General features: G+C 44.4%; 14 protein-coding genes, 1 tRNA gene and 1 rRNA gene. 15 read left to right on the forward strand and 1 reads right to left on the reverse strand.

The genetic code is table 11. From position 1 onward, the window contains the following. Position 1 precedes the first annotated feature (1 nt). Positions 2-799 (forward strand): hypothetical protein, encoded by a 798-nt coding sequence (locus DWX28_RS09040; protein WP_227222113.1) that lies wholly within the window; start codon positions 2-4, stop codon positions 797-799. 22 nt (positions 800-821) lie between these two features. Further along, positions 822-1,541, forward strand: coding sequence for a lysophospholipid acyltransferase family protein (locus DWX28_RS09045; protein ID WP_118252510.1), 720 nt, complete (start codon positions 822-824; stop codon positions 1,539-1,541). 69 nt (positions 1,542-1,610) lie between these two features. Here DWX28_RS09045 and DWX28_RS09050 read toward each other — a convergent pair whose 3' ends face one another. After that, a complete protein-coding gene (locus DWX28_RS09050) occupies positions 1,611-1,802 on the reverse strand; it encodes a hypothetical protein (protein ID WP_022213297.1) in 192 nt (63 codons plus the stop codon). Positions 1,803-2,016: 214 nt separating this feature from the next. Here DWX28_RS09050 and DWX28_RS09055 point away from each other — a divergent pair, with 214 nt between their 5' ends. The 13 genes from DWX28_RS09055 to DWX28_RS09115 form a co-directional block, all read left to right on the forward strand. Beyond that, the gene (locus DWX28_RS09055; protein ID WP_118252511.1) at positions 2,017-3,981 is read left to right on the forward strand and encodes an alpha-L-rhamnosidase-related protein; all 1,965 of its coding nucleotides are present in this window, start codon (positions 2,017-2,019) and stop codon (positions 3,979-3,981) included. A gap of 1 nt (position 3,982) precedes the next feature. Next, the gene (locus DWX28_RS09060; protein WP_118252512.1) at positions 3,983-6,376 is read left to right on the forward strand and encodes a glycoside hydrolase family 2 TIM barrel-domain containing protein; all 2,394 of its coding nucleotides are present in this window, start codon (positions 3,983-3,985) and stop codon (positions 6,374-6,376) included. A gap of 238 nt (positions 6,377-6,614) precedes the next feature. Then, positions 6,615-9,677, forward strand: coding sequence for a glycoside hydrolase family 3 C-terminal domain-containing protein (locus DWX28_RS09065; RefSeq protein WP_118252513.1), 3,063 nt, complete (start codon positions 6,615-6,617; stop codon positions 9,675-9,677). A gap of 16 nt (positions 9,678-9,693) precedes the next feature. Beyond that, positions 9,694-10,125, forward strand: coding sequence for a hypothetical protein (locus DWX28_RS09070; RefSeq protein ID WP_118252514.1), 432 nt, complete (start codon positions 9,694-9,696; stop codon positions 10,123-10,125). Between the two features lie 4 nt (positions 10,126-10,129). Next, on the forward strand, positions 10,130-11,596 hold the full coding sequence (locus DWX28_RS09075) for an MFS transporter (RefSeq protein WP_118252515.1): 1,467 nt from the start codon (positions 10,130-10,132) through the stop codon (positions 11,594-11,596). A gap of 137 nt (positions 11,597-11,733) precedes the next feature. Next, complete coding sequence (locus DWX28_RS09080; protein WP_118252516.1) at positions 11,734-13,542, forward strand: leucine-rich repeat protein; 1,809 nt, start codon at positions 11,734-11,736, stop codon at positions 13,540-13,542. Then, positions 13,539-14,897, forward strand: a complete 1,359-nt coding sequence (locus DWX28_RS09085) for an MBOAT family O-acyltransferase (RefSeq protein ID WP_022213304.1) — start codon at positions 13,539-13,541, stop codon at positions 14,895-14,897. Before DWX28_RS09080 ends, DWX28_RS09085 begins: the two co-directional genes overlap by 4 nt. A 2-nt stretch (positions 14,898-14,899) precedes the next feature. Further along, positions 14,900-16,210, forward strand: a complete 1,311-nt coding sequence (locus tag DWX28_RS09090) for a hypothetical protein (protein ID WP_118252517.1) — start codon at positions 14,900-14,902, stop codon at positions 16,208-16,210. 131 nt (positions 16,211-16,341) lie between these two features. Continuing rightward, positions 16,342-17,793, forward strand: a complete 1,452-nt coding sequence (locus DWX28_RS09095) for a family 43 glycosylhydrolase (RefSeq protein ID WP_118252518.1) — start codon at positions 16,342-16,344, stop codon at positions 17,791-17,793. Between the two features lie 77 nt (positions 17,794-17,870). Beyond that, positions 17,871-18,587 carry a LytR/AlgR family response regulator transcription factor gene (locus DWX28_RS09100; protein ID WP_118252519.1) on the forward strand — a complete coding sequence of 239 codons (717 nt, stop codon included), beginning with the start codon at positions 17,871-17,873 and terminating at the stop codon, positions 18,585-18,587. Then, on the forward strand, positions 18,584-19,903 hold the full coding sequence (locus DWX28_RS09105; protein WP_118252520.1) for an ATP-binding protein: 1,320 nt from the start codon (positions 18,584-18,586) through the stop codon (positions 19,901-19,903). The genes DWX28_RS09100 and DWX28_RS09105 overlap by 4 nt, the downstream gene beginning before the upstream one ends. Positions 19,904-20,036: 133 nt before the next feature. Continuing rightward, positions 20,037-20,124 (forward strand) — tRNA-Ser (locus DWX28_RS09110). Between the two features lie 356 nt (positions 20,125-20,480). Beyond that, positions 20,481-20,782: ribosomal RNA gene (locus tag DWX28_RS09115) — 16S ribosomal RNA — on the forward strand; the annotation flags it as partial.

The raw sequence follows: 20,782 nt of genomic DNA on the forward strand, positions 1-20,782 counted from the left end.
CATGGAGAAGGAATATGTCACATTAAACAGCGGCAGCAAAACTGCTGCCAGGAGCAGTAAGAATACCAAAAGCCGCCGAAAGACCGGACATTCAAAATCCAACATCAGAAGATCTGCACTCGAAACAAAAAGAACGGGAAGTTCAAGGACTGGCATGCGCAAGGTAAATGGCAGCAGTAAGTCAACCAGTCCCAGAACTTCCAGAAGCAAAAAGAAGAGCAGATCCAGAAAGATGGATATTCCCGTACAGTATATTGCGGGAGGCGCAGTGCTTGTAATTTTGCTCATAGCGATTATTTTTGCTGTGAGAAGCTGTGGTATCAGCCACAAAACACCGGAAAGAGTTGTCAAAGCCCTGATCGAATCCTACGAGAGCGGCAATGAAAATAAGATTAAGAAATGCTATGGAGTGACCAAGGCAGATGACAATCTTCAGGCAGAGATAGATGCAAATATCAAGTATTTTGCAGCGCATTCTCCGGAGAAGATCCAGATCAACAAGTGCGATAAGATATACCAGGATGGTAATTATGCATTTATATATATTACGTATGATCTGGTACTCAAGGACGGACAGAGCTATCCGTGCATCAGTACTTATATGACTCAGAAAAAAGATGACAATAAGTACTATATACTTGCACCATCAGATGTTACCAATGATATGAACAAACAGGCAGCAGAGAAATATGCGCTGTTCATGAAGACAGATGCATATCAGGAATACACCGTTGCCTACGATAAATTTATCAAGAAGAATCCAGGATACGAAGAAAAAATCGCTTCAAAATTAAGTTAAAAGGATCCTGGGGAGGTGTAGCATGAAAAGAATCATAATGATGGTATTACGAAATCTTTTCTTTGTGCCTTATGGATGGTTTATGCTGAACTGGTATGCGGGACATGTGGATGATTATCCGGAAGAAAAGCGTTATGCGCTGCTCAAGAAAATCGACTGCAAGGCGAATACAGGCGGAAACATTACGATCAAGTCCTACGGAGTAGAGAATATTCCGTCGGAGAATGGATTTATGTTTTATCCGAATCATCAGGGACTGTATGACGTTCTGGCGATCCTGGATGCCTGCCCAGTGCCGTTTTCTGTTGTAGCCAAGAAAGAAGTGGGCAATGTTCCATTTCTGAAGCAGGTATTTACCTGTATGAAGGCTTTTATCATGGACAGAGAGGATATCAGACAGTCCATGCAGGTAATCCTCAATGTCACGAAGGAAGTCAGGAGCGGTCGTAATTATCTTATCTTTGCGGAGGGGACCAGAAGCAAGAATGGAAACCATCCGCAGGAATTTAAGGGGGGAAGTTTCAAGGCAGCTATGAAAGCCAGATGCCCGATCGTTCCGGTAGCACTGATCGACACCTACAAGGCGTTTGACACAGGCTCAGCGGCTCCGCTGACCGTTCAGGTACATTTCCTGAAACCGATGTGCTATGACGAATACAAGGACATGAAATCAACAGAGATCGCAGCAGAGGTCAGAAGAAGAGTCGAAGAAACCATTCAGGAATATGGTGGATGGGATTAACTGAATATTTGAGAAACAGACAGCCGGGAGCAGTTAAGCTTCCGGCTGTTTTTGTGTAGTGTGTCCAGATCATTCTTTTTCCCTGGCAAGTGCCTGTTTCATGAGAGTGCAGTCTTTGCTGTATTGACAGACCCCGTATTCGCAGCTTGAATCAAGAAGACGAAGCCCCTCTGGAAACTGCTCGAATTCACAGATTACAGTCTGTGTCATGTCAAAATTCCGACAGTATCCGTTAAAAAATTCCTCAATGATCTCACCCATAAAAATCCCTCTTTTCTTTTATATAGATTTACTTTTTTTAAGATCCAGTCTATCATAGAATGCTTAAGTTTCCAACAGAAATCCGGGCTGCCCCTGCCTTGCGTGAACAGCTGTTTTTTGAACGTCAACTGTGTTTGACTTTAAGCGTGGACAGCCCGTATAGTTAAAGTAGAAAATATATGATGAAAACAAACAAGATTTGGAGGAATCGGGAATGAGCAAAAGTTATTGGATCTGGTATCCGGGAGATTTTGAATTATATCATGGAATGAAGCAGAATTTCAGCCGTGTGGAGAGAGGCTTTGGCTGGCCGGCTTTCTGGAAAAGCGAAGGATTCCGCAACCGTGTGGCTTTTCGCCGTACTTATCATTTGGAAAAAGAAACTTCCTTTACTGTATATTCCAATGCAATCGGGCATGTACTGGCAGGAGAAAAGAAATACCCATTTGGAAAAAAGATCACCTGTGGACCGGGAGAAGTTGCAATCGCTGTTCACGCAGGATGTATTGAGGCTTTTCCATGTATTTATGTAGAAGGTGATGTGATCTGTTCAGACAAAGGCTGGATAGCAGAAGATTATGATCAGGAACCGCAGCCGGCAGGAAGAAGCAGATATTTCACCAGACCGGAACAGAATCCGACAGTCTGGGAATACAGCGAGAAAATATATGAACCAGTCAACGTAACAGAATACAACGGCGGAACGCTCTATGAATTTGAGACAGAGCTGAATGCAGTTCTGGAAGCAGAGTTCAAAAACGGATATCAGCCGGTACTGATCTGCTGTGGCGAATCCAGAGAAGAGGCAATCGACCCTGTAAACTGCTACTATAGCTGGCAGCCGGACAAGGAGACTGGCAAATGTCCTTGCTGTGCAGTACATTTTGCATACATTCCGGATTGCAAACCGGGAGAGATCATACTGAAAGCAAATCATCAGTATGTCGACATTCCGGTGAAAGCTGCATTCCACTGCGGAGAGGAACGCCTGAACCAGATCTGGTCTGTGGCAGAGCATACATTCCGCCTCTGCAGCGGCATCTTTTTTATTGATGGTGCAAAACGTGACAAATGGATCTGGTCGGGAGATGCATACCAGAGCTTTTTTGTAAATCGTTATCTGATGGCAGATGCAGATATCGACCAGAGAACGATTCTGGCACTGCGCGGCAATGACCCGATGACGAGACATATCAATACGATCGTAGACTATTCTCTTCTGTGGCTTCTGGGGGTGAATTATCACAATGAAGGATACGGTGACAGGGATTTTCTGGAACTGGTTTATCCAAAGATGGTTTCCCTTATGGAATTCTGCAATGGAAGACGCGATGAACACGGTTTCCTGATCGGAAAGGAAAAAGACTGGATTTATATCGACTGGGCAGACATGGACAAAGATGGCCCGCTCTGTGCAGAACAGATGCTTTATGCGGCATGCTTCCGTGTGATGGCAGAGATCAGCGAAAAGCTTGGCAAGGACGGAAGTGCTTACAGACAGGAGTATGAGAAACTGGCTGCTGCCATTGAAGAGTTTTTTTGGGATGAGGAAAAAGGTGCGTACATCGATTCTTTTACTTCCGGGAAACGAAATGTGACAAGACATGCAAATATTTTTGCTGTATTATTTGCTATCGCAGATAAGGATAAGCAGGAAAAAATCCTCACAAACGTACTCGAAAATGATGAGATCCCGGCGATCACAACACCATATTTTAACTTCTTCGAACTGGATGTACTGTGCCAGATGGGAAAACTGACCGAAGTTTTGGACAAGATCCGTTCCTACTGGGGCGGCATGCTGGATCTTGGAGCAATTACCTTCTGGGAAGAGTACGATCCGTCTGTGCCGAAGGAAGAACAGTACGACATGTACGGTGATCATTTTGGCAAGAGCCTCTGTCATGCATGGGCAGCAAGCCCGATCTATTTCCTGGCAAAATATTTTGCCGGACTGGATCTCGTAAACAGAGAAGAGACGACTTATGTATTAAAACCACAGATGCAGTATTTTACAGAACTGGACTGCACACTCCCGGTGGGAAGCCATGGAACAGTCCGACTGCTCTGGGATGGAGAATATCTGGAAGTGACACCGGCTGCAGACGGTGGAGTTCTGGAACTCGGTGAACAAAAATTTTCTCTGGTCAGAGGAGAAACAAGAAGGGTAAAGATTTGATATGAAAAAAATAGATTTTAACAGAAATTGGACATGCAGATGCCTTACCAGAGATGAGGAACCGTATTCTGTGACACTTCCGCATGATGCGATGCGGAGTGAGCCGCGTACTGAGGAAAGTGTCAGTGAGGGAAACTCCGGCTGGTATCTGGGCGGCGATTACGAATATACGAAACATGTTTTTGTGCCATCAGAGTACAGCGGCAAAAAAGTTCTCATTGAATTCGAGAGTGTTTATCACAATGCGGAAGTTTATATTAATGGAACAAAAGCAGCATACAGACCGTATGGTTATACAAATTTTTATGTAGATACAGAAGGGCTTCTGAAATATGAGGCACAGAATGAGATCCGTGTGATCGCACGAAATTCTGATCAGCCAAACAGCCGCTGGTACTCCGGAACCGGCATCTATCGTCCGGTATATCTTTGGACAGGCGATAAGAAGTACATTCCGGTCAATGGAATCAAGATCCATACAGTAAGCTATGCCCCGGCAGTGATCGAAGTAGAAATCAAGACTTCCTGCCCGGGAATGGTGAAAGTTGAAATCCTGAACAAAGAGCAAAATGTTCTTACAAAAGAAATAGAAAATACTGGACACCCGTCGGTTTTCCGTATGGAGATCCCGAACGCAAAACTCTGGGACTGTAAGCATCCAAATCTTTATACTCTGCGTGCAACATTTGGAGAAGATGTTGTAGAGGAAACATTTGGAATCCGACTTCTTGAATGGAGCCCGGAAAAAGGCCTTACGATCAATGGTAAGAGAGAAATCCTCCGTGGTGCCTGTGTGCATCACGATAATGGTGTGCTGGGTGCCTGCACGTATCCGGAGGCAGAGGAGCGCAGAATCCGCATCCTCAAAGAGAATGGCTATAATGCGATCCGTTCGTCTCATTATCCATGCTCTAAGGATATGCTGGATGCCTGCGACCGTCTGGGAATGCTGGTGATGGATGAATATGTCGATGTCTGGTATATCCATAAGACAAAATATGATTATGTGAATTACCTTGCGAAATGGTGGCAGCAGGACCTCAAGGATATGGTGGAGAAAGATTACAACCATCCGTCTGTTATCATGTATTCTACAGGAAATGAAGTTGCAGAGACTGCACAGAAAAAAGGAATCGAACTCACCGGCAGAATGACTTCTTACCTTCATAAACTGGATCCGCACAGACCAGTAACCTGCGGGATCAACATTTTCTTTAACTTCTTAAGTTCTATGGGAATGGGCGTTTACAGTGATGATAAGGCAGAAAAAAGCGCCCAGTCTGCAAAGAAGGAAGCAGAGAAAAAAGAGAAGAAGAAACCAGTAGGAAGTGAATTTTATAATACCCTTGCCTGTCTGGTCGGAGATTACTTCATGAAGATCGGTGCGACCCTCCCGCCATGTGACTGGAAAACAAAGGATGCATATGCGAACATGGATATCGCAGGATACAACTACGGACTTTTCCGCTACAAACATGACCTGAAGAAATACCCGAAACGTCTGATCCTCGGTACAGAGACTTTCTGCAAGGATGCATACAGTTTCTGGGAAATTGCCAAGAAGAATAAGCGGATCCTGGGAGATTTTGTCTGGTCAGGATGGGAATATATCGGAGAGACCGGAGACGGTGCAGCTGAATACGAAGAATACAAAGGCAAGATGCCGCATACAAGAATGACTGGAAATAACGGAAGAATCGACCTTCTTGGAAAGCCGCGTGCAGAGGCAGCTTACACAAGAGTTGCTTTTGAACGGGAAACAGGTCCGTTTATCGCCGTGAAACCTGTTTATCAGAAAGAAAACCTGAACCTGACAGGATGGGCTCTGACCAAAGCACTGGAGAGCTGGTCATGGCGAGGATGTGCCGGAGAAAAAGCTGAAGTAGAAGTTTTTGCAAGGGCAGCAGAGGTGGAGCTTCTGGTCAATGGAAAGAAAGTTGCACGTGGCAAAGTAAAAAAATGCAGGACTAAATTCCACATTCCATATGAGGATGGCGAGATTACAGCAGTTTCCTATGATAAGAACGGACGTGAGATCAACCGCCAGACACTGATGACAGCAAATAAAGAAACCATGCTTCATATCAAACCGGAACAGGAAACTGTGGAAGCGGGCAGATTGCTGTTTGTTCCATTGCAGTACGGAGACTTTAACGGAATCTGGAAACCGATGGAAAAACATCACCTGAAAGTTACAGTAGAGAATGCTACGCTTGAAGGTCTGGGAAGTGCCTGCTCCTATGTGGAAGGTAACTATGCACAGGATACCGTCGATACTTATTATGGTGAGGCGATGGCTGTAGTCCGTGCCGGAGAAAGCGGATCCGTGAAGATCACGGTCTCTGATGAAGAAAAAACATATACATGTGAGATTCCGGTAACAACACAGAAATAAATTGCCATATAGACAATATAGACAAAAACAAATATCACAATTTGTGCAAGATTCCCTAAAAAATTTTACTTGTGAAAATTCAATAAAAAAACGCTCCCATTTACGGCTGAAAAAGTGCAGTCTGCGAAAAAAATGGGAGCGTTTTTGGGATTTATGTTAAATTTAGGTCATGGAAATTATGGAAGCACTTGAGCGATGAGGCTTACCCATATTTCATGGAAAGAAAGGAGATAAAATCATGAGCAGAAAAAATATCTGGCGTGGTATGACTACTCTTACAGCGTCTCTTCTGACCGTTTCTGTTGCGGCAGGACCTGTAGTAGACAGCTATCGTACAGACATCGACAAATTTCTTGGAACCAAGAGCAGTGCTATGGTAACAGACAGTACAGACGAGGATCTGTATACATATAAGTCTGACTATTCCAGCACTACAGAACTTCTGGAGTCCATCGAGGATCTCGGAGAACGTATGAGTGAGGAAGGAACTGTTCTGTTAAAGAACGAGAATAATGCACTTCCGCTGTCAAAAGATGAGACACAGAAGCTGTCCCTTCTTGGATTTTCCAGCTACTATCCGGTACAGGGCGGTGACATGGGAAGTTCCCTGACTGAAAATGAAGGAACAGATGCAGATACTGTAGACTTTGTTGAAGCATTAGCTGCAAAAGGATTCAGCATCAATGAAGACCTTCAGAATCTGTACAAGAGTCTGGAATCAGAGTTCAAGACAGAGGTTAATATGTGGGGAAATATCGTAGAATACTACCACATTACAGCACCTGCAACAGACGGCGTATTTGCAAGCGAAGAGCCTTCACAGGAAACAATGGACGGTGTAGACAGCCAGTGGAAAGAATCTATGGATGATTACAATGTCATGCTGGTAACGATCGGACGTTCCTCTACAGAGAACGGAACTTACCTTCCGGGTGTGGACGGCGTAGATGCATCTCAGGATCTGAACCAGACCGATCCGCTTGGATTAAGTGATGATGAGCGTGACCTGATCAATGCTGCAGTTGAAGCAAAAGAAAGCAACGGCGGTAAAGTCATCGTTATGCTGAACAATGCAAACGCAATGGAGATTGATGAGATCAAAAACAATGACGGCGTAGACGCTATCCTGGAAGTAGGTCTTCCGGGAGGCTATGGTTTCTATGGTGTTGCAGATATTCTTTCTGGAGAGGCAAACCCGTCCGGTCATCTGACAGATACCTATGCTGTAACAAATGCCAACTCACCGGCAGCACAGAACTTCGGAAATTATGAGTGGATCAATGCAGATCCGACTGTAAATATCAATGCAGAAGAAGTTGAAGCAGAAGGTATTTATACAGGATATAAATATTACGAAACCAGATATGCAGACACTGTACTTGGACAGGGAAATGCAGATGCAACCGTAGGAAGTTCTACAGGAAAAGCATGGGATTATGATAATGAAGTATCTTATCCATTTGGATATGGTCTTTCCTATACAACCTTCGAACAGACTCTCAAGAGTGTAGATGTAGACCTTGAGAACAGAACGGTAACTGCTGAGGTAGAGGTTAAGAATACCGGTGATGTTGCAGGTAAAGATGTTGTACAGCTTTATACTTCTGTTCCTTATACAGACTATGACATAGAGAACAAAGTAGAAAAATCAGCAGTTCAGCTTCTGGATTATGAAAAAACAGATATGATCGAGCCAGGAGAAAGCCAGACTGTTACCATCACAGCAGATGCACAGGATATGGCAAGCTGGGACAGCACCTGTGATAACGAAGCAGGTACAACCGGTAACTGGATCCTGGACAACGGAACTTATTACTTCACTGTTGGAAACGGTGCACATGAGGCTGTAAACAATGTCCTTGCCGCACAGGATCAGAAAGTTGACGGAAATAAAGACAACGTACAGACATGGGAACTTGGCGATTTTGATTCTTCTTCCTTCGCTGTAACCTTAAATGGTACACCAGTAGAAAATCAGCTCCAGGATGCAGATCTGAACAACTGGATGGAAGACACAGTTACTTATCTCAGCAGAAATGACTGGGAAGGAACCTGGCCGGAAACATACAAAGACCTGACAGCTACAAACGAAATGATCAGTACTATGGCTGATGACTACAGTGATATCGAAGCAAACGGAGATCCGTCTTCTGTAACCTTTGGTGCAGACAATGGAATGACTCTGGCTAACCTCAAAGGAGTAGACGATATTACAGATGAAAGATGGAGCACTCTGATGGATCAGATCACTCTGGAAGAATGCCTGATTCGTACAGGACTTGGCGGAACCAGTACAAAAACGATCGAATCTATCACTTCTCCGGAAGCTATCCAGAACGACGGACCGAACGGATTCAACTCCTATCCGCTGGGACAGTATGCAAACTCAGACGATTCCACAGGAGATCCATGCGTGATCGCAGAGGATGATCCGAACCGTGATTACAAAATGGGTGTTATGGCAGTTGAAACTGTAATTGGTCAGACATTCAGCAAACAGCTGGCAGAAGAATGGGGCAAAGTAATCGGTAACTATTCTCTGTGGGCAAACACAGCAATCTGGTGGGGCGTTGGAACAAACCTTCATCGTACACCTTACAATGCACGTAACCACGAGTACTTCTCTGAAGATGCAGTTCTGACAGCTGGTCAGGGTGCAGCAATCATCGAAGCCGGACATGAATATGGCGTACTGATCGCACCGAAACATCTGGCATTCAATGACACTGAAATCAACCGTACAGGTATTGCCGAGTTTATGACAGAGCAGGCTGCCCGTGAAAATGAACTGCGTGGTGTACAGTCCTGTATCGAAGATGCAAATGCGCTTGCTGTAATGACTGCATACAACCGTGTCGGCTGTGTGACAAGTAATGCACATACCGGACTGCTTCTGAACATCGTTCGTAAAGAATGGGGATTCAAGGGTCTGATGTCTGAGGACTTCATTCAGGATCCGACTTATACAAAGATCCGCATGGCAGTACATAATGGTGTAACCATGACATGTAACACCGGTGATAACACAATGGCAGCAGTAGAAGCAGTATGGCCATACTGGAGTGTAGAGAATGCAAGCAAGAGTGAAGAACTTCTGACAGACCTGAAACAGGCAATGCTGTATCAGAACTATGCACTTGCAAATTCCAATGCAATGGATGGCATGGCAACTACTACACATATTGAAAAACTGAATACATGGTACGATAACCTGATCACAGGTCTTCGCGTTGGATTCGGTGTACTGACTGTACTCTGTGCAGCAATGTATCTGCTTGGACTGAAAAAGAAAGAGCAGTAAGGAGGAAAACGAAACTATGGCTGAAAAGAAAAAAATGGGCGCAGGACTGGTCTTAAGTGTAATCACTGCTCTTGTGACTGTTGCAGGACTGGTTCTGTACATGATGAACTGCAAAACAAATTATTTTATAAACAGTGGCGTTAACAATGCGGTTGTAGCCTGCCTGGCTGCAGCTGCGATCCTTGAGATCGTTATGATCGCAGCTTCTATGAAAATGGGAGCAAAACCGGTTCTGGATATCCTTCCAGTGGCGTGTGGTGTACTGACAGCATATGCACTGATTCAGTTTATCAGCAGCAGGATCGCTGCGATCGGATCGATCATGACTTTTGAGAACAACGCTCAGAATATGGCGGATTTAAAGGGTGCAATCATTGGAATGATCGTGTGCGCGGCTGCTCTGATCTGTACAATTATTTCTTCCTTCTTCAAAGTAGTAAAGGATTGATTTTATGACCAAGACAAAGAAAGATTTCTGGAACGGTCCCCTGACCGGTTCCAGGATCAAATCAGATGATGTAAAACTTCCGGAGATGTTGATCGGATATTTTATCGGACCGTTCGGAGCACTTCTGGCTTCCGGTATCTTTACCAGTATCCTTCAGAACTATTTTACAGATGTCCTGAAACTGAACCTGACATTTCTGACAACCTTACAGCTGTTTTCGACCATCCTGATCGTAGCGGCAAACCTGATCGTAGGTCAGCTTATTGAACGCACGAGAACAATGGCAGGAAAGGCAAGACCGTGGATCCTTCTGTCCGCACTGACCCTGTCTATTGCCTCTGTTCTGATGTTTGTAGTTCCTTTTGAGGGAACTGCCAAGATGGTATGGATCGCGATCGCGTACAACCTGTTTTACGCAGTAGCTTATCCAATCTACAATACAGCAAACTCCACACTGATCCCTGTATCTACAAGAGACAGTAAGCAGCGAGGAGCACTGGCTTCCTTTACCAATGTGGCAGGACTTGCCGTTATGGGTGCTGGTTCCATGGTATTCCCGATCCTGGTTTCTTTTGCGCTGAAAGAAAATCAGCATCTGTGGTTTGTAGCTATGACTGCGATCGCCATTTTCTCTGCACTGACGATCTTCTTACAGTTCAAGTTTACACGTGAGCGTGTAACAGAAGAACAGATGTCTGAGGGAGCAACAGAGGAAGCAAAGGTTAAAACTGCTTCTCTGAAAGAACAGCTTTCTGCAGTTGCCAGTGAAAAAATGTGGTGGATCGTTATGCTGTTCTACATGGGATTCCAGTGGAGCGGCGCGATGAAAAATGGCTCCATGACTTATTTCTGTAAGTGGGTAATGGACAATACTTTCTTCGGTACAGCAGATGCATGGGGCGCTTCACAGTCACTCCTGAGCATCATGGGTGCGGTTCCGATGGCTGTGGCAGCAGTGGCGATCGTACCTCTCTGCAACAAATTTGGAAAACGTATCGTATGTATGGTCGGCATGCTTCTGGGATCTGTCGGCGGTGTAATCGCTATTATGGGTAACGGACAGATCGTTCCTGTAGCAATTGGCGTCGCGCTTAAATGTCTCGGATCCGCTCCGGCATGCTACATGATCCTTGCAATGCTTGCGGATGTTATCGACCATATCGAATACAAATCCGGAATCCGTACAGATGGACTGACAATGTCTATCTACAGCTCCATCATGGTAGCTGCAACTCCTGTATGCAACTCTATTTTCAGTGCGATCTTAAATGCCAGTGGATATGACCAGGCAGCAGATATCGCACTTGGTACTGCGGCACAGACAGCTGCAGCACAGACAGCAATCTCTGTCGGATATATCTGGGTAGAGACAATTGCTTATGTGATCTGTGCAGTTCTGATCTTCTTCTTTACAATAGAGAAGGATCTGCCGGAAGAGCAGAAAGCAATTGCAGCGAGAAAAAACAAATAAATAAAGAGCCTAAAAGGGCTGTTACAATGAGGCGGTCTTCTGGTATATATAAGGTTAGTAAGTGTGAAACTGTGCCTTGAATATGCCGGAAGACCGCCAGTCAGTTTAAGTCAGAAATGGAAGGAGGAATTTGATTCATGCGCAAAAGAAAATTGAAAATGGCATCTGGGATATTCCTTCTTCTGCTGATAGCAGGACTGTCCGGATGCGGTCAGAAAAACACGGGGAAAGAAAATCTCTGTCATATCGTTCTGGAAGCCGGAGAAGGCTACCATGTAACAGATCCTGCCAGAACAATAAAATCTGGAAGTGATGTGAGCTTTACGATCACGCTGGATGATAACTGGCAGTTTCTTGGCACGGATTATCATGGCGAGACCGAAATAACAAAAGAGGATGATGGAAAAACAGTAAATCTTGTTTTGCATGAAGTAAATTATTCAGAGAGTATCTGCATTCAGGCCGAAAAAGGAAAATATGAGATTGTCTATGATGCCAATGGCGGACAAAACATTTCAGGAGATTCAGACAGAGTAAGTATCTGTTACCGCGGTACACATCAGCAGATCAATACTTCGACCGGAACGGATCTTTTTGCCAGAGATGGATACACACTGCTTGGATGGAATACCAGAGCCGATGGAACCGGACAGGCAGTGGGGCTCGGAAGCCGGACCGAATGGAAAGAAGGACTTGTGCTGTATGCACAATGGATTCCCTGGACAGGCGAGGCAGATTTTGTATACAAAAAAGTGTCAGGCTTTGCAGTCATAACCAGCTATATCGGAAAGGCACAGCAGATCTGCGTTCCGTCCAGCCTTGGAGGTTTTCCAGTGCGAACCATCCGGGAACAGGCTTTTGCAGACACAGAGTGCAAAACCGTGATCCTTTCACCTGGGATTCATGAAGTTGAAAAGTGGGCATTCAGGAACAGTCGACTGGAACAGCTGTATATCTACGATGATCTGGAGAAAATCAGCGATTATGCATTTCAGGACTGCGATATGCTTCGTACCCTGCATATCAATTCGATCGAGGCTCCAGCTTACAGTGGAAATTATTTCGATACCTTTCAGGATAAATACGATCGTCTGTTGAGTCTGAAGGACAAAAAGAAGATTGTCCTGTTTTCCGGTTCTTCGACGAGGTTTGGATACGACAGTGCGATGCTCGATCAGGCTTTTCCTGATTATGAGGTGGTCAATATGGGAGTTTTTGCTTACTCACCGGCACTTCCGCAGCTTGAACTGATCCGGTCCTGCATGAAGGAGGGAGATATTCTTCTGGACTCTCCGGAATTTGATGCGGCAAACAGGCAGTTCTGCTATCAGAAGGAACTGGATTATGCGACATTTGCCATGATGGAATCCAATTATGATGCATTTGCCGATTTAGACCTCAGGGAATATGCACAGGTCTTTACAGCTTTTTCTGCATACCAGACAGCAAGACAGGATATGGAACGAAAAAATTACGATGTCTGTGCTTCAGATTATGATGAGGATGGAAATGAAGTGGAGGAACCAAGTTACAATGAGTATGGGGATTATGTCGTATATCGCCCGAATTCCACGAGTGAAAAACCGATTTACGGACTTCCGGTAAATTATACAGTAAACGCCTTTCCGAAAGAAACGTATATCGATTCTGCGAATGCAGAGTTTCAGAAATTTATGGATCAGGGAATAAAAGTTTATTTTACCTATTCACCCAGAAATAAATATGCACTTTCAAAAGACAGCACGCAGGAGGAAAGAGCCCGCCTGCATGAATATTTTAAGAGTCAGCTGCATGTTCCTGTTATTTCTGAACTTGAGGATTCTTTATATACAGGAATCTATCTGTATGGGACAGATAATCATTTATCTACAGAAGGGGCGCAGATCCGGACCGAAAAAGTGATCCATGATCTGAAAGAACAGCTTGCGAAGGAGGAGAAAAAATGAATTTTATATCGCTGACATTTGTTTTCCTTTTTCCAGTGGTGGTGCTCCTGTACTGGAAGATTCCGTGGAAACACAGAGAACTTTTTCTGCTGGCGGTGAGTTACTTTTTCTATATACGGGAAAGTTCCTGGGCGGGAGGGCTGCTTCTGCTTACAACGGCGGTTACTTATCTGGCGGGAATTGCTATCGAAAAAGGCAGACACAGAAGAACCTGGCTGATTTTTGCTGTGGCTGTGTGCCTGGGACTTCTGACCGGACTGAAATATTCGGTCCCGCCAGTGGGAATCTCATTTTATACTTTCCAGACAATGGCATACGTGATCGATGTATATCGGGGCGAGATTTCTGCGGAAAAAAATCCTGCAAGTTATGCTCTGTTTGTTTCATTCTTTCCACAGCTGGTGGCAGGCCCGATCGAGAGGGCGGGGAATCTCCTCGGACAGCTGAAGGAAAAACATACAAGGAGCCGGGTAGATCTGCTGAATGGTTTCTGGCTGATGCTCCGGGGATTTTACAAAAAAGTTGTCGTGGCAGATTATCTGGCTGTGTATGTTGACAGAGTGTATGCTGCACCGCAGGATGCCGGTGGGATTGGTGCGGTTCTGGGAACCGTGTTTTTTGCCGTTCAGATTTATTGTGATTTTTCCGGATATACAGATATTGCAAGAGGTGCGGCACGTATGATGGGGATACGGCTTATGGAAAATTTCAGGCATCCTTACCGTGCAGTAAGCATACAGGATTTCTGGAAAAGATGGCACATCAGTCTGACGCGCTGGTTTACGGATTATGTATATATTCCACTTGGAGGAAACCGCAGAGGATTTGCGAAGAGATGCCGGAATGTGCTGATCGTTTTCTTGTTGAGTGGATTCTGGCATGGCGCGTCCTGGAATTTTGTTGTGTGGGGACTGATTCATGGAATCTATATGGTTGTGGCTATGTGCTTCTCGCGGATAAGGAAAGATAAAAAGAGGATTCTGCATCCGGCGGCTGGATGGGTTATGACGATGCTTCTTGTGAATATTGCCTGGGTGTTTTTCCGGGCGCCTTCGCTTTTCGGTGCGTGGCAGATTTTGTTGCAGCCGTTTGTGAATCCGCTGGGCAGTGGAATCTCGGAGACGATGAGTTTTCTTGGCATTCAGGGCCTGGCGATTCTGCGGCTGCTTGCGACAGGAATTACCTGGGTGCTTCTGGAACGGATTCCCGAGGAAATTGATAAGTACTGCCAGACCAGGAAGGGACTTTGCCTGGCGGCAGCAGGTTTTGTTGTGATAGTGACTGTAATTGAATTTTCATGGCTTGGCATGATGGCATCCGGCGGTGAAAATGCATTTATTTATTTCAGGTTTTAAATATGGATAAAAAAACAGTAAGACGTGTTGTCATAATTGCGCTGGCAGTGCTTCTGGTGGAGCAGATTTTTTTCCTGATCTGTGGGTTTGGACTGCCTGCACAGTATGGGGATACGTTTATGGGAGAACTGAAAAGTAAACATGAGAGATTAAAGGAAACTCCGGGACAGAGAATCGTACTTGCTGGCGGCAGCGGCGTTGCTTTTGACTGTGACAGCGAGATGATCGACGAAATTTTTCCTTCGTATGAGGTTGTCAACTTTGGCATGTATGCAGGACTTGGGACGAAGGCGGTTATGGATCTTTCCGAAGCGTATATTCGTGAAGGGGATATTGTGATCCTTTCCCCGGAACAGAGTGAGCAGACGCTTTCAGATTATTTTAATGGAGAATATATGTGGCAGGCTGCTGACGGAGCTTTTGGGATGCTGCGCCATATAAAGAGTGAAAATTTTGAAGTGATGCTGGGAAATTTCCCGGGATTTGCTCTGGAAAAACTGAACTATGTATGGAAGGGAAAAAATCCTCCGACAGACAGCGTATATCAGAAAAAATCCTTTAATACCTATGGAGATATCAATCTGGATACGTGCAGAGAGAATATACTTCCGGGCGGTTATGATGTGAACCAGAAAGTAAGATTTACAGAAGATGTGGTACAGCCGGAATTTCTGGAGTATATGAATGTCTGGGCAGAGCGTCTTGAGAAAAAAGGCGCAGCCGTCTGGTACAGATATTGCCCGGTAAACGAGCTGGCAGTGGAAGACGCAGATGATCTGAAATCATATGATGTGTTCCTGCGTCAGAAACTGGATTTTCCGGTTATAGGAAATCCGAAAAACAGCCTGATGGAAGCGGAATGGTTTTTTGACACCAATTTTCATCTGAATCAGGCGGGAAAAGAAGTAAATACTGTGCAGCTGATCCGGGATATCAAAGCGATGCTTGGCGATGACAGGACTGTAAATGTGGAACTTCCGGAGAAACCTCACAGGACATGGGAAGATATATCTACAGAGACAAGGATATGGACTGCAAGAGACAGCGAGGCATATCAGGGCGAAGAAACGATCGTGATTCCGGAGAATGTGACGCAGATCGGGGATTATGCTTTTTCGGGCTGCACAGGTCTTAAGGCAATCGTACTTGAACAGAAAGATCCTTCGAAATGTATCGTGGGTCAGCACCTTCTGGATGGCACCAGTGCGGAGATTCTTGTTCCACAGATGTCCGCGGACAGTTATAAACGAAACTATTTCTGGTCAACATATGCGGGACAGATTCGGGAAAACACAGATCACGCAGAAAAATAAACCAACCACGTTCAAAAGAAATCCGATACGGAAAATCATGATACAATGCAGATACGATAAAAGTGAGACTATAAATTTTGAGTTACGAAATCAGAATTGTGAAATTGAAAATGTGAAATTGGAGGGAAAATATGAAAACAAAACAGGCTGTAAATCCATACATGCCAAGCTGGGAATATGTTCCGGATGCAGAACCACATGTTGTAGGAGACCGTGTGTACGTTTACGGTTCTCATGATATCTTCAACGGACTGAATTTCTGTCTGGGCGATTATGTCTGCTGGTCCGCACCGATAGATGACCTGGGTAACTGGCGTTACGAAGGATGTATTTATAAAAGAGAACAGGATCCGGCGGCACCGAGGATCCGTCTGACAAATGGCCTTGCTGCCCCAGATATGGTACAGGGATCGGATGGGAGATTTTATCTGTACTATTTTATGGGTGGTACAAAGATGATATCCGTAGCTGTATGTGACGAGCCGGCAGGAAAATACGAATTCTACGGATACGTAAAATACAGCGATGGCGTTGCAATCGGTAAGAAGAATGAGCCGTTCCAGTTTGACCCGGGCATCTTTATGGATGACGACGGGAAACTGTATCTGTACACAGGCTTTGCACTGGCAGGAAACCCGATCCTTCTGGATGGCTCCAAACCAACAGAGCATGGACCGATGTGTTTTGAACTCGATCCTTCTGATATGCTGACCGTATTGAACGGACCATCATACATTGGCATTGCAGGTGAAAAGGAGTCTGTCGGAACACCTTATGAGGGTCATTCTTTTCTTGAGGCAAGTTCCATGCGTAAATTCGATGGTACATATTACTTTATTTACAGTACAATGAATAGCCATGAACTCTGCTATGCGACAAGTGACAGTCCGGTAAAGGGATTCCAGTATGGCGGCATTCTGGTAAGTAACGGTGATGTGGGCCTTGAAGGTGTGCCGGATGTGAAGCATGCAAGATTTGATACTGGAAATACACATGGCAGTATCATTGAGCTGAATGGAAAATATTTTGTTTTCTATCACAGACACAGTAACCGCAAACAGTCCTCCCGTCAGGCGATGGCAGAAGAGATCTGTTTCGAAGACGGAAAATTTTATCAGGCAGAGATGACCTCCTGCGGTTTAAATGGCGGACCGCTGGAAGGGAAAGGAACTTACCCGTCCTATATTGTCTGCAACCTTTATGGAAAAAAGGGAACACGTTTCTTAAGCATGATCAAGCATCCGAAGAAAGACTGTCCATATCTGACTCAGGATGGAAAAGACAGAGAGTCCGGACCGGATCAGTACATTGCAAATATGTGCGACGGTGCCCTGGCAGGCTTTAAGTATTTTGACCTCAGGGCAACAAAAGAGATCAGTGTGGCTGTAAAAGGACGCGCAGAAGGAACTCTGTATGTTCGTACCAGTGAGAATGGAAAAGCTGTGGCATCAATTTCTGTCAGTCCGTGCAGAGAAGTCAAAGAATTTAAAGCTCCTCTTAAGGTTTCTGGAAGCAGAGAAGCACTGTTCTTTACCTTTGAAGGAAAAGGAAGTTTTGACTTTATTTCCTTTACTCTGAAATAAAAATATGGAATAAAAAATGCATTGTTTCCTGTGCTTTTTCTTGTTATACTACAAGTATCATTAGAGAAGGCCGGGGGATGAAAATGCTTCGTATTGCAACAGTGGAAGATGATACGAACGATCTGGAAGCGTTACGAACTCACCTGAAACGATACGAGAAGGAAAACGGACTGAAATTTCTGATCACAGAGTTTCGGGACGGAGAAGATATCGTGACGGATTATTCTGCGGATTACGATCTTATTCTCATGGATATTGAGATGGCTTTTCTGAACGGAATGAAAGCCGCCGAAAAAATCCGCGAACTGGACAAGGATGTCGTCATTATATTTATAACAAATATGCCTCAGTATGCAATTCAGGGATATAAGGTAAATGCTCTGGACTACATGCTGAAGCCTATTTCGTATTTCTCTTTTTCGGAAAGTATGGGGAGAGCGCTTCACAGAGTAAAAGTACAGGAAAAAGAATTTATCACCATATCGCTGAAAGGCGGCAAAAAGAAACTGGATATTGCACAGATCTGTTATGTGGAGGTACAGGATCATCTTCTGATCTATCATACAACAGAGGGAAGTTTTGTGACCAAAGGCACGATCCGTGACGCGGAAGGTCAGCTGGACGCAAAGCGCTTTTTCCGGTGCAACAGATGCTATCTGGTAAACCTGGAGTACGTGGACAATTATATGGGAAGTGATGTCAGCGTCAATGGAGATACCATACAGGTAAGCAGGAGCAGGCGCAAACCGTTTCTGGATGCATTAAATGAATATTTGAATGAGGTGGGCAAATGAACACAACAGAGGTGCTAAATACACCAGGGTATTACTATGCCATAGCTTATGCTTTATCCGTACTTGTGATCACGTGTACGAATGAAAGGAAAATCGGGAGATGGAAGCTGGCTGCAGTAAGCTGTGTTCAGTTTGCCCTCCTTTTATTTTTTATGACAGCAACAGATGGAGTACGGAGGGAACTGTTTCTTCCATCAATGGTCGTTATCGTAGGGCTTATTCTGGGAGGCATTTATATCTGCAATGATTTTTCGCCCAGAGAGGCAGGCTTTTATTGCGTAAAGGCTTTTATTAACGGAGAGTTTGCAGCTTCTCTGTGCTGGCAGATCTACTATTATATGACGAATGCAAGAGGAATGCATGGAGAATTCTGGAGATGGGCGGAACTGATAGTTGTCTATGCAGTGATCTTTACGATACTGGCATTGATAGAACTCAGTCTCAAAAAAGATCTCGAAGAGATCCATATTACAAGAAGAGAGTTACTGGTGGTCATCATCATTGCGACATCTGTATTTGCGATGAGTAATCTGAGTTATCTTGACCAGGATGGACTGTTCAGTGGAAGTTTTGTCATGGATATCTTTATTATCCGTACACTTGTGGATTTAAGTGGAATTGCTGTGCTGTATGCATATCATGTCCAGGTTAAGGAGATACAGATCCGTTTTGAGAAAGATACCCTTCGGAATATCATGGAGATGCAGTACAAAAATTACCAGTTATCAAAAGAAAATATTGATATGGTAAATCAGAAGTATCATGATCTGAAACACCAGATCAACCTCCTCAAGACGCAGTCCTATGCTCAGGCAGGAAAGTCCACGAGCTATCTGGAGAAGATGGAACGTGAGATCAGAGTATACGAGACACAGAACAAGACCGGAAATCCGATCCTGGATGCTGTGCTGACGAATAAGGCGCTGCTTTGTCAGAATAAAGAAATCGAACTGAAATTTATCGTAGACGGGGGCGCGCTGTCTTTTATGGAAGATATGGATGTGAGTGCATTATTTGGTAATATGCTGGATAATGCCATTGAGAGCGCACAAAAGCAGCAGGAAAAACAAAAACGGTTGATCTGGCTCTATGTAACAAGAGAGAAGCAGTTTGTCCGCATCCGTACAGAGAATTACTGTGACGAAAAGATCCAGTTCAAAAACGGCATGCCGGTAACGACAAAGAAAGACAGGCGGCTTCATGGATATGGTATGAAGAGTATAAAGAGCACCGTAGAAAAATACAATGGATCCGTTGTGGCAGCACAGGAAAACAACTGGTTTGAGCTCAAAATCCTGCTCCCTGCAGCCATGTAAAAACCATATGAAAAAAAGTTAAAATAAATACAAAAAAAGTGTTGACAATGTAAAATGAGTTATGTATAATTAACCATGCGTTTCGGAAAGAAATGCACTTCAAATTGCATAAAGTATTATGAATTCGGAGTCAGGAGAAGTACTCAAGAGGCCGAAGAGGTGCCCCTGCTAAGGGTATAGGTCGGGTAACCGGCGCGAGGGTTCAAATCCCTCCTTCTCCGTTTTGAAGTTAATAACTTCTGAAAAGAAATTAAAAAACTTCAAAAAAGTGCTTGACATTCAGAAATGAATGTGGTAAAGTAAACGAGTTGCTGATGAGCAACGAGATTACAAAAGAGTTCGAAAAAAGTTTTGAAAAAACTTAAAAAAGTTCTTGACAAACAAAAACGAACGTGATAAACTAAATGAGCTGTCGCAAGAGAGCAAAAAGCACAAAAGAACCTTGATAACTAAACAGTGAAACACATACGATTCTCGAAAATTCTTTAAGAATCATCATTCAATAGAATGAACTTTTTATAAACAGTAATGACGAGAGATAACTAAGCTAGTTGGTTGTCTTGAGTAATCAAACACTTTATCAGAGAGTTTGATCCTGGCTCAGGATGAACGCTGGCGGCGTGCTTAACACATGCAAGTCGAACGGGAAACCTATTATTGAAACTTCGGTCGATTTAATTTGTTTCTAGTGGCGGACGGGTGAGTAACGCGTGGGTAACCTGCCCTATACAGGGGGATAACAACCAGAAATGGTTGCTAATACCGCATAAGCGCACGGGACCGCATGGTCCAGTGTGAAAAACTCCGGTGGTATAGGATGGACCCGCGTTGGATTAGCTAGTTGGTGGGGTAACGGCCCACCAAGGCGACGATCCATAG

The sequence above is a fragment of the Blautia sp. AF19-10LB genome (assembly GCF_003461245.1).
In the GTDB taxonomy this organism is placed as follows: Bacteria; Bacillota; Clostridia; order Lachnospirales; family Lachnospiraceae; genus Blautia_A; species Blautia_A intestinihominis.

Excerpts from the sequence above, each read along its gene's own strand:
- DWX28_RS09095 (WP_118252518.1), top strand. The coding sequence starts at position 16,342 with ATGAAAACAAAACAGGCTGTAAATCCATACATGCCAAGCTGGGAATAT.
- DWX28_RS09040 (WP_227222113.1), top strand. The coding sequence starts at position 2 with ATGGAGAAGGAATATGTCACATTAAACAGCGGCAGCAAAACTGCTGCC.
- DWX28_RS09065 (WP_118252513.1), top strand. The coding sequence starts at position 6,615 with ATGAGCAGAAAAAATATCTGGCGTGGTATGACTACTCTTACAGCGTCT.
- DWX28_RS09060 (WP_118252512.1), top strand. The coding sequence starts at position 3,983 with ATGAAAAAAATAGATTTTAACAGAAATTGGACATGCAGATGCCTTACC.
- DWX28_RS09090 (WP_118252517.1), top strand. The coding sequence starts at position 14,900 with ATGGATAAAAAAACAGTAAGACGTGTTGTCATAATTGCGCTGGCAGTG.
- DWX28_RS09105 (WP_118252520.1), top strand. The coding sequence starts at position 18,584 with ATGAACACAACAGAGGTGCTAAATACACCAGGGTATTACTATGCCATA.
- DWX28_RS09050 (WP_022213297.1), bottom strand. The coding sequence starts at position 1,802 with ATGGGTGAGATCATTGAGGAATTTTTTAACGGATACTGTCGGAATTTT.
- DWX28_RS09075 (WP_118252515.1), top strand. The coding sequence starts at position 10,130 with ATGACCAAGACAAAGAAAGATTTCTGGAACGGTCCCCTGACCGGTTCC.
- DWX28_RS09080 (WP_118252516.1), top strand. The coding sequence starts at position 11,734 with ATGCGCAAAAGAAAATTGAAAATGGCATCTGGGATATTCCTTCTTCTG.
- DWX28_RS09085 (WP_022213304.1), top strand. The coding sequence starts at position 13,539 with ATGAATTTTATATCGCTGACATTTGTTTTCCTTTTTCCAGTGGTGGTG.
- DWX28_RS09055 (WP_118252511.1), top strand. The coding sequence starts at position 2,017 with ATGAGCAAAAGTTATTGGATCTGGTATCCGGGAGATTTTGAATTATAT.
- DWX28_RS09100 (WP_118252519.1), top strand. The coding sequence starts at position 17,871 with ATGAAAATGCTTCGTATTGCAACAGTGGAAGATGATACGAACGATCTG.
- DWX28_RS09045 (WP_118252510.1), top strand. The coding sequence starts at position 822 with ATGAAAAGAATCATAATGATGGTATTACGAAATCTTTTCTTTGTGCCT.
- DWX28_RS09070 (WP_118252514.1), top strand. The coding sequence starts at position 9,694 with ATGGCTGAAAAGAAAAAAATGGGCGCAGGACTGGTCTTAAGTGTAATC.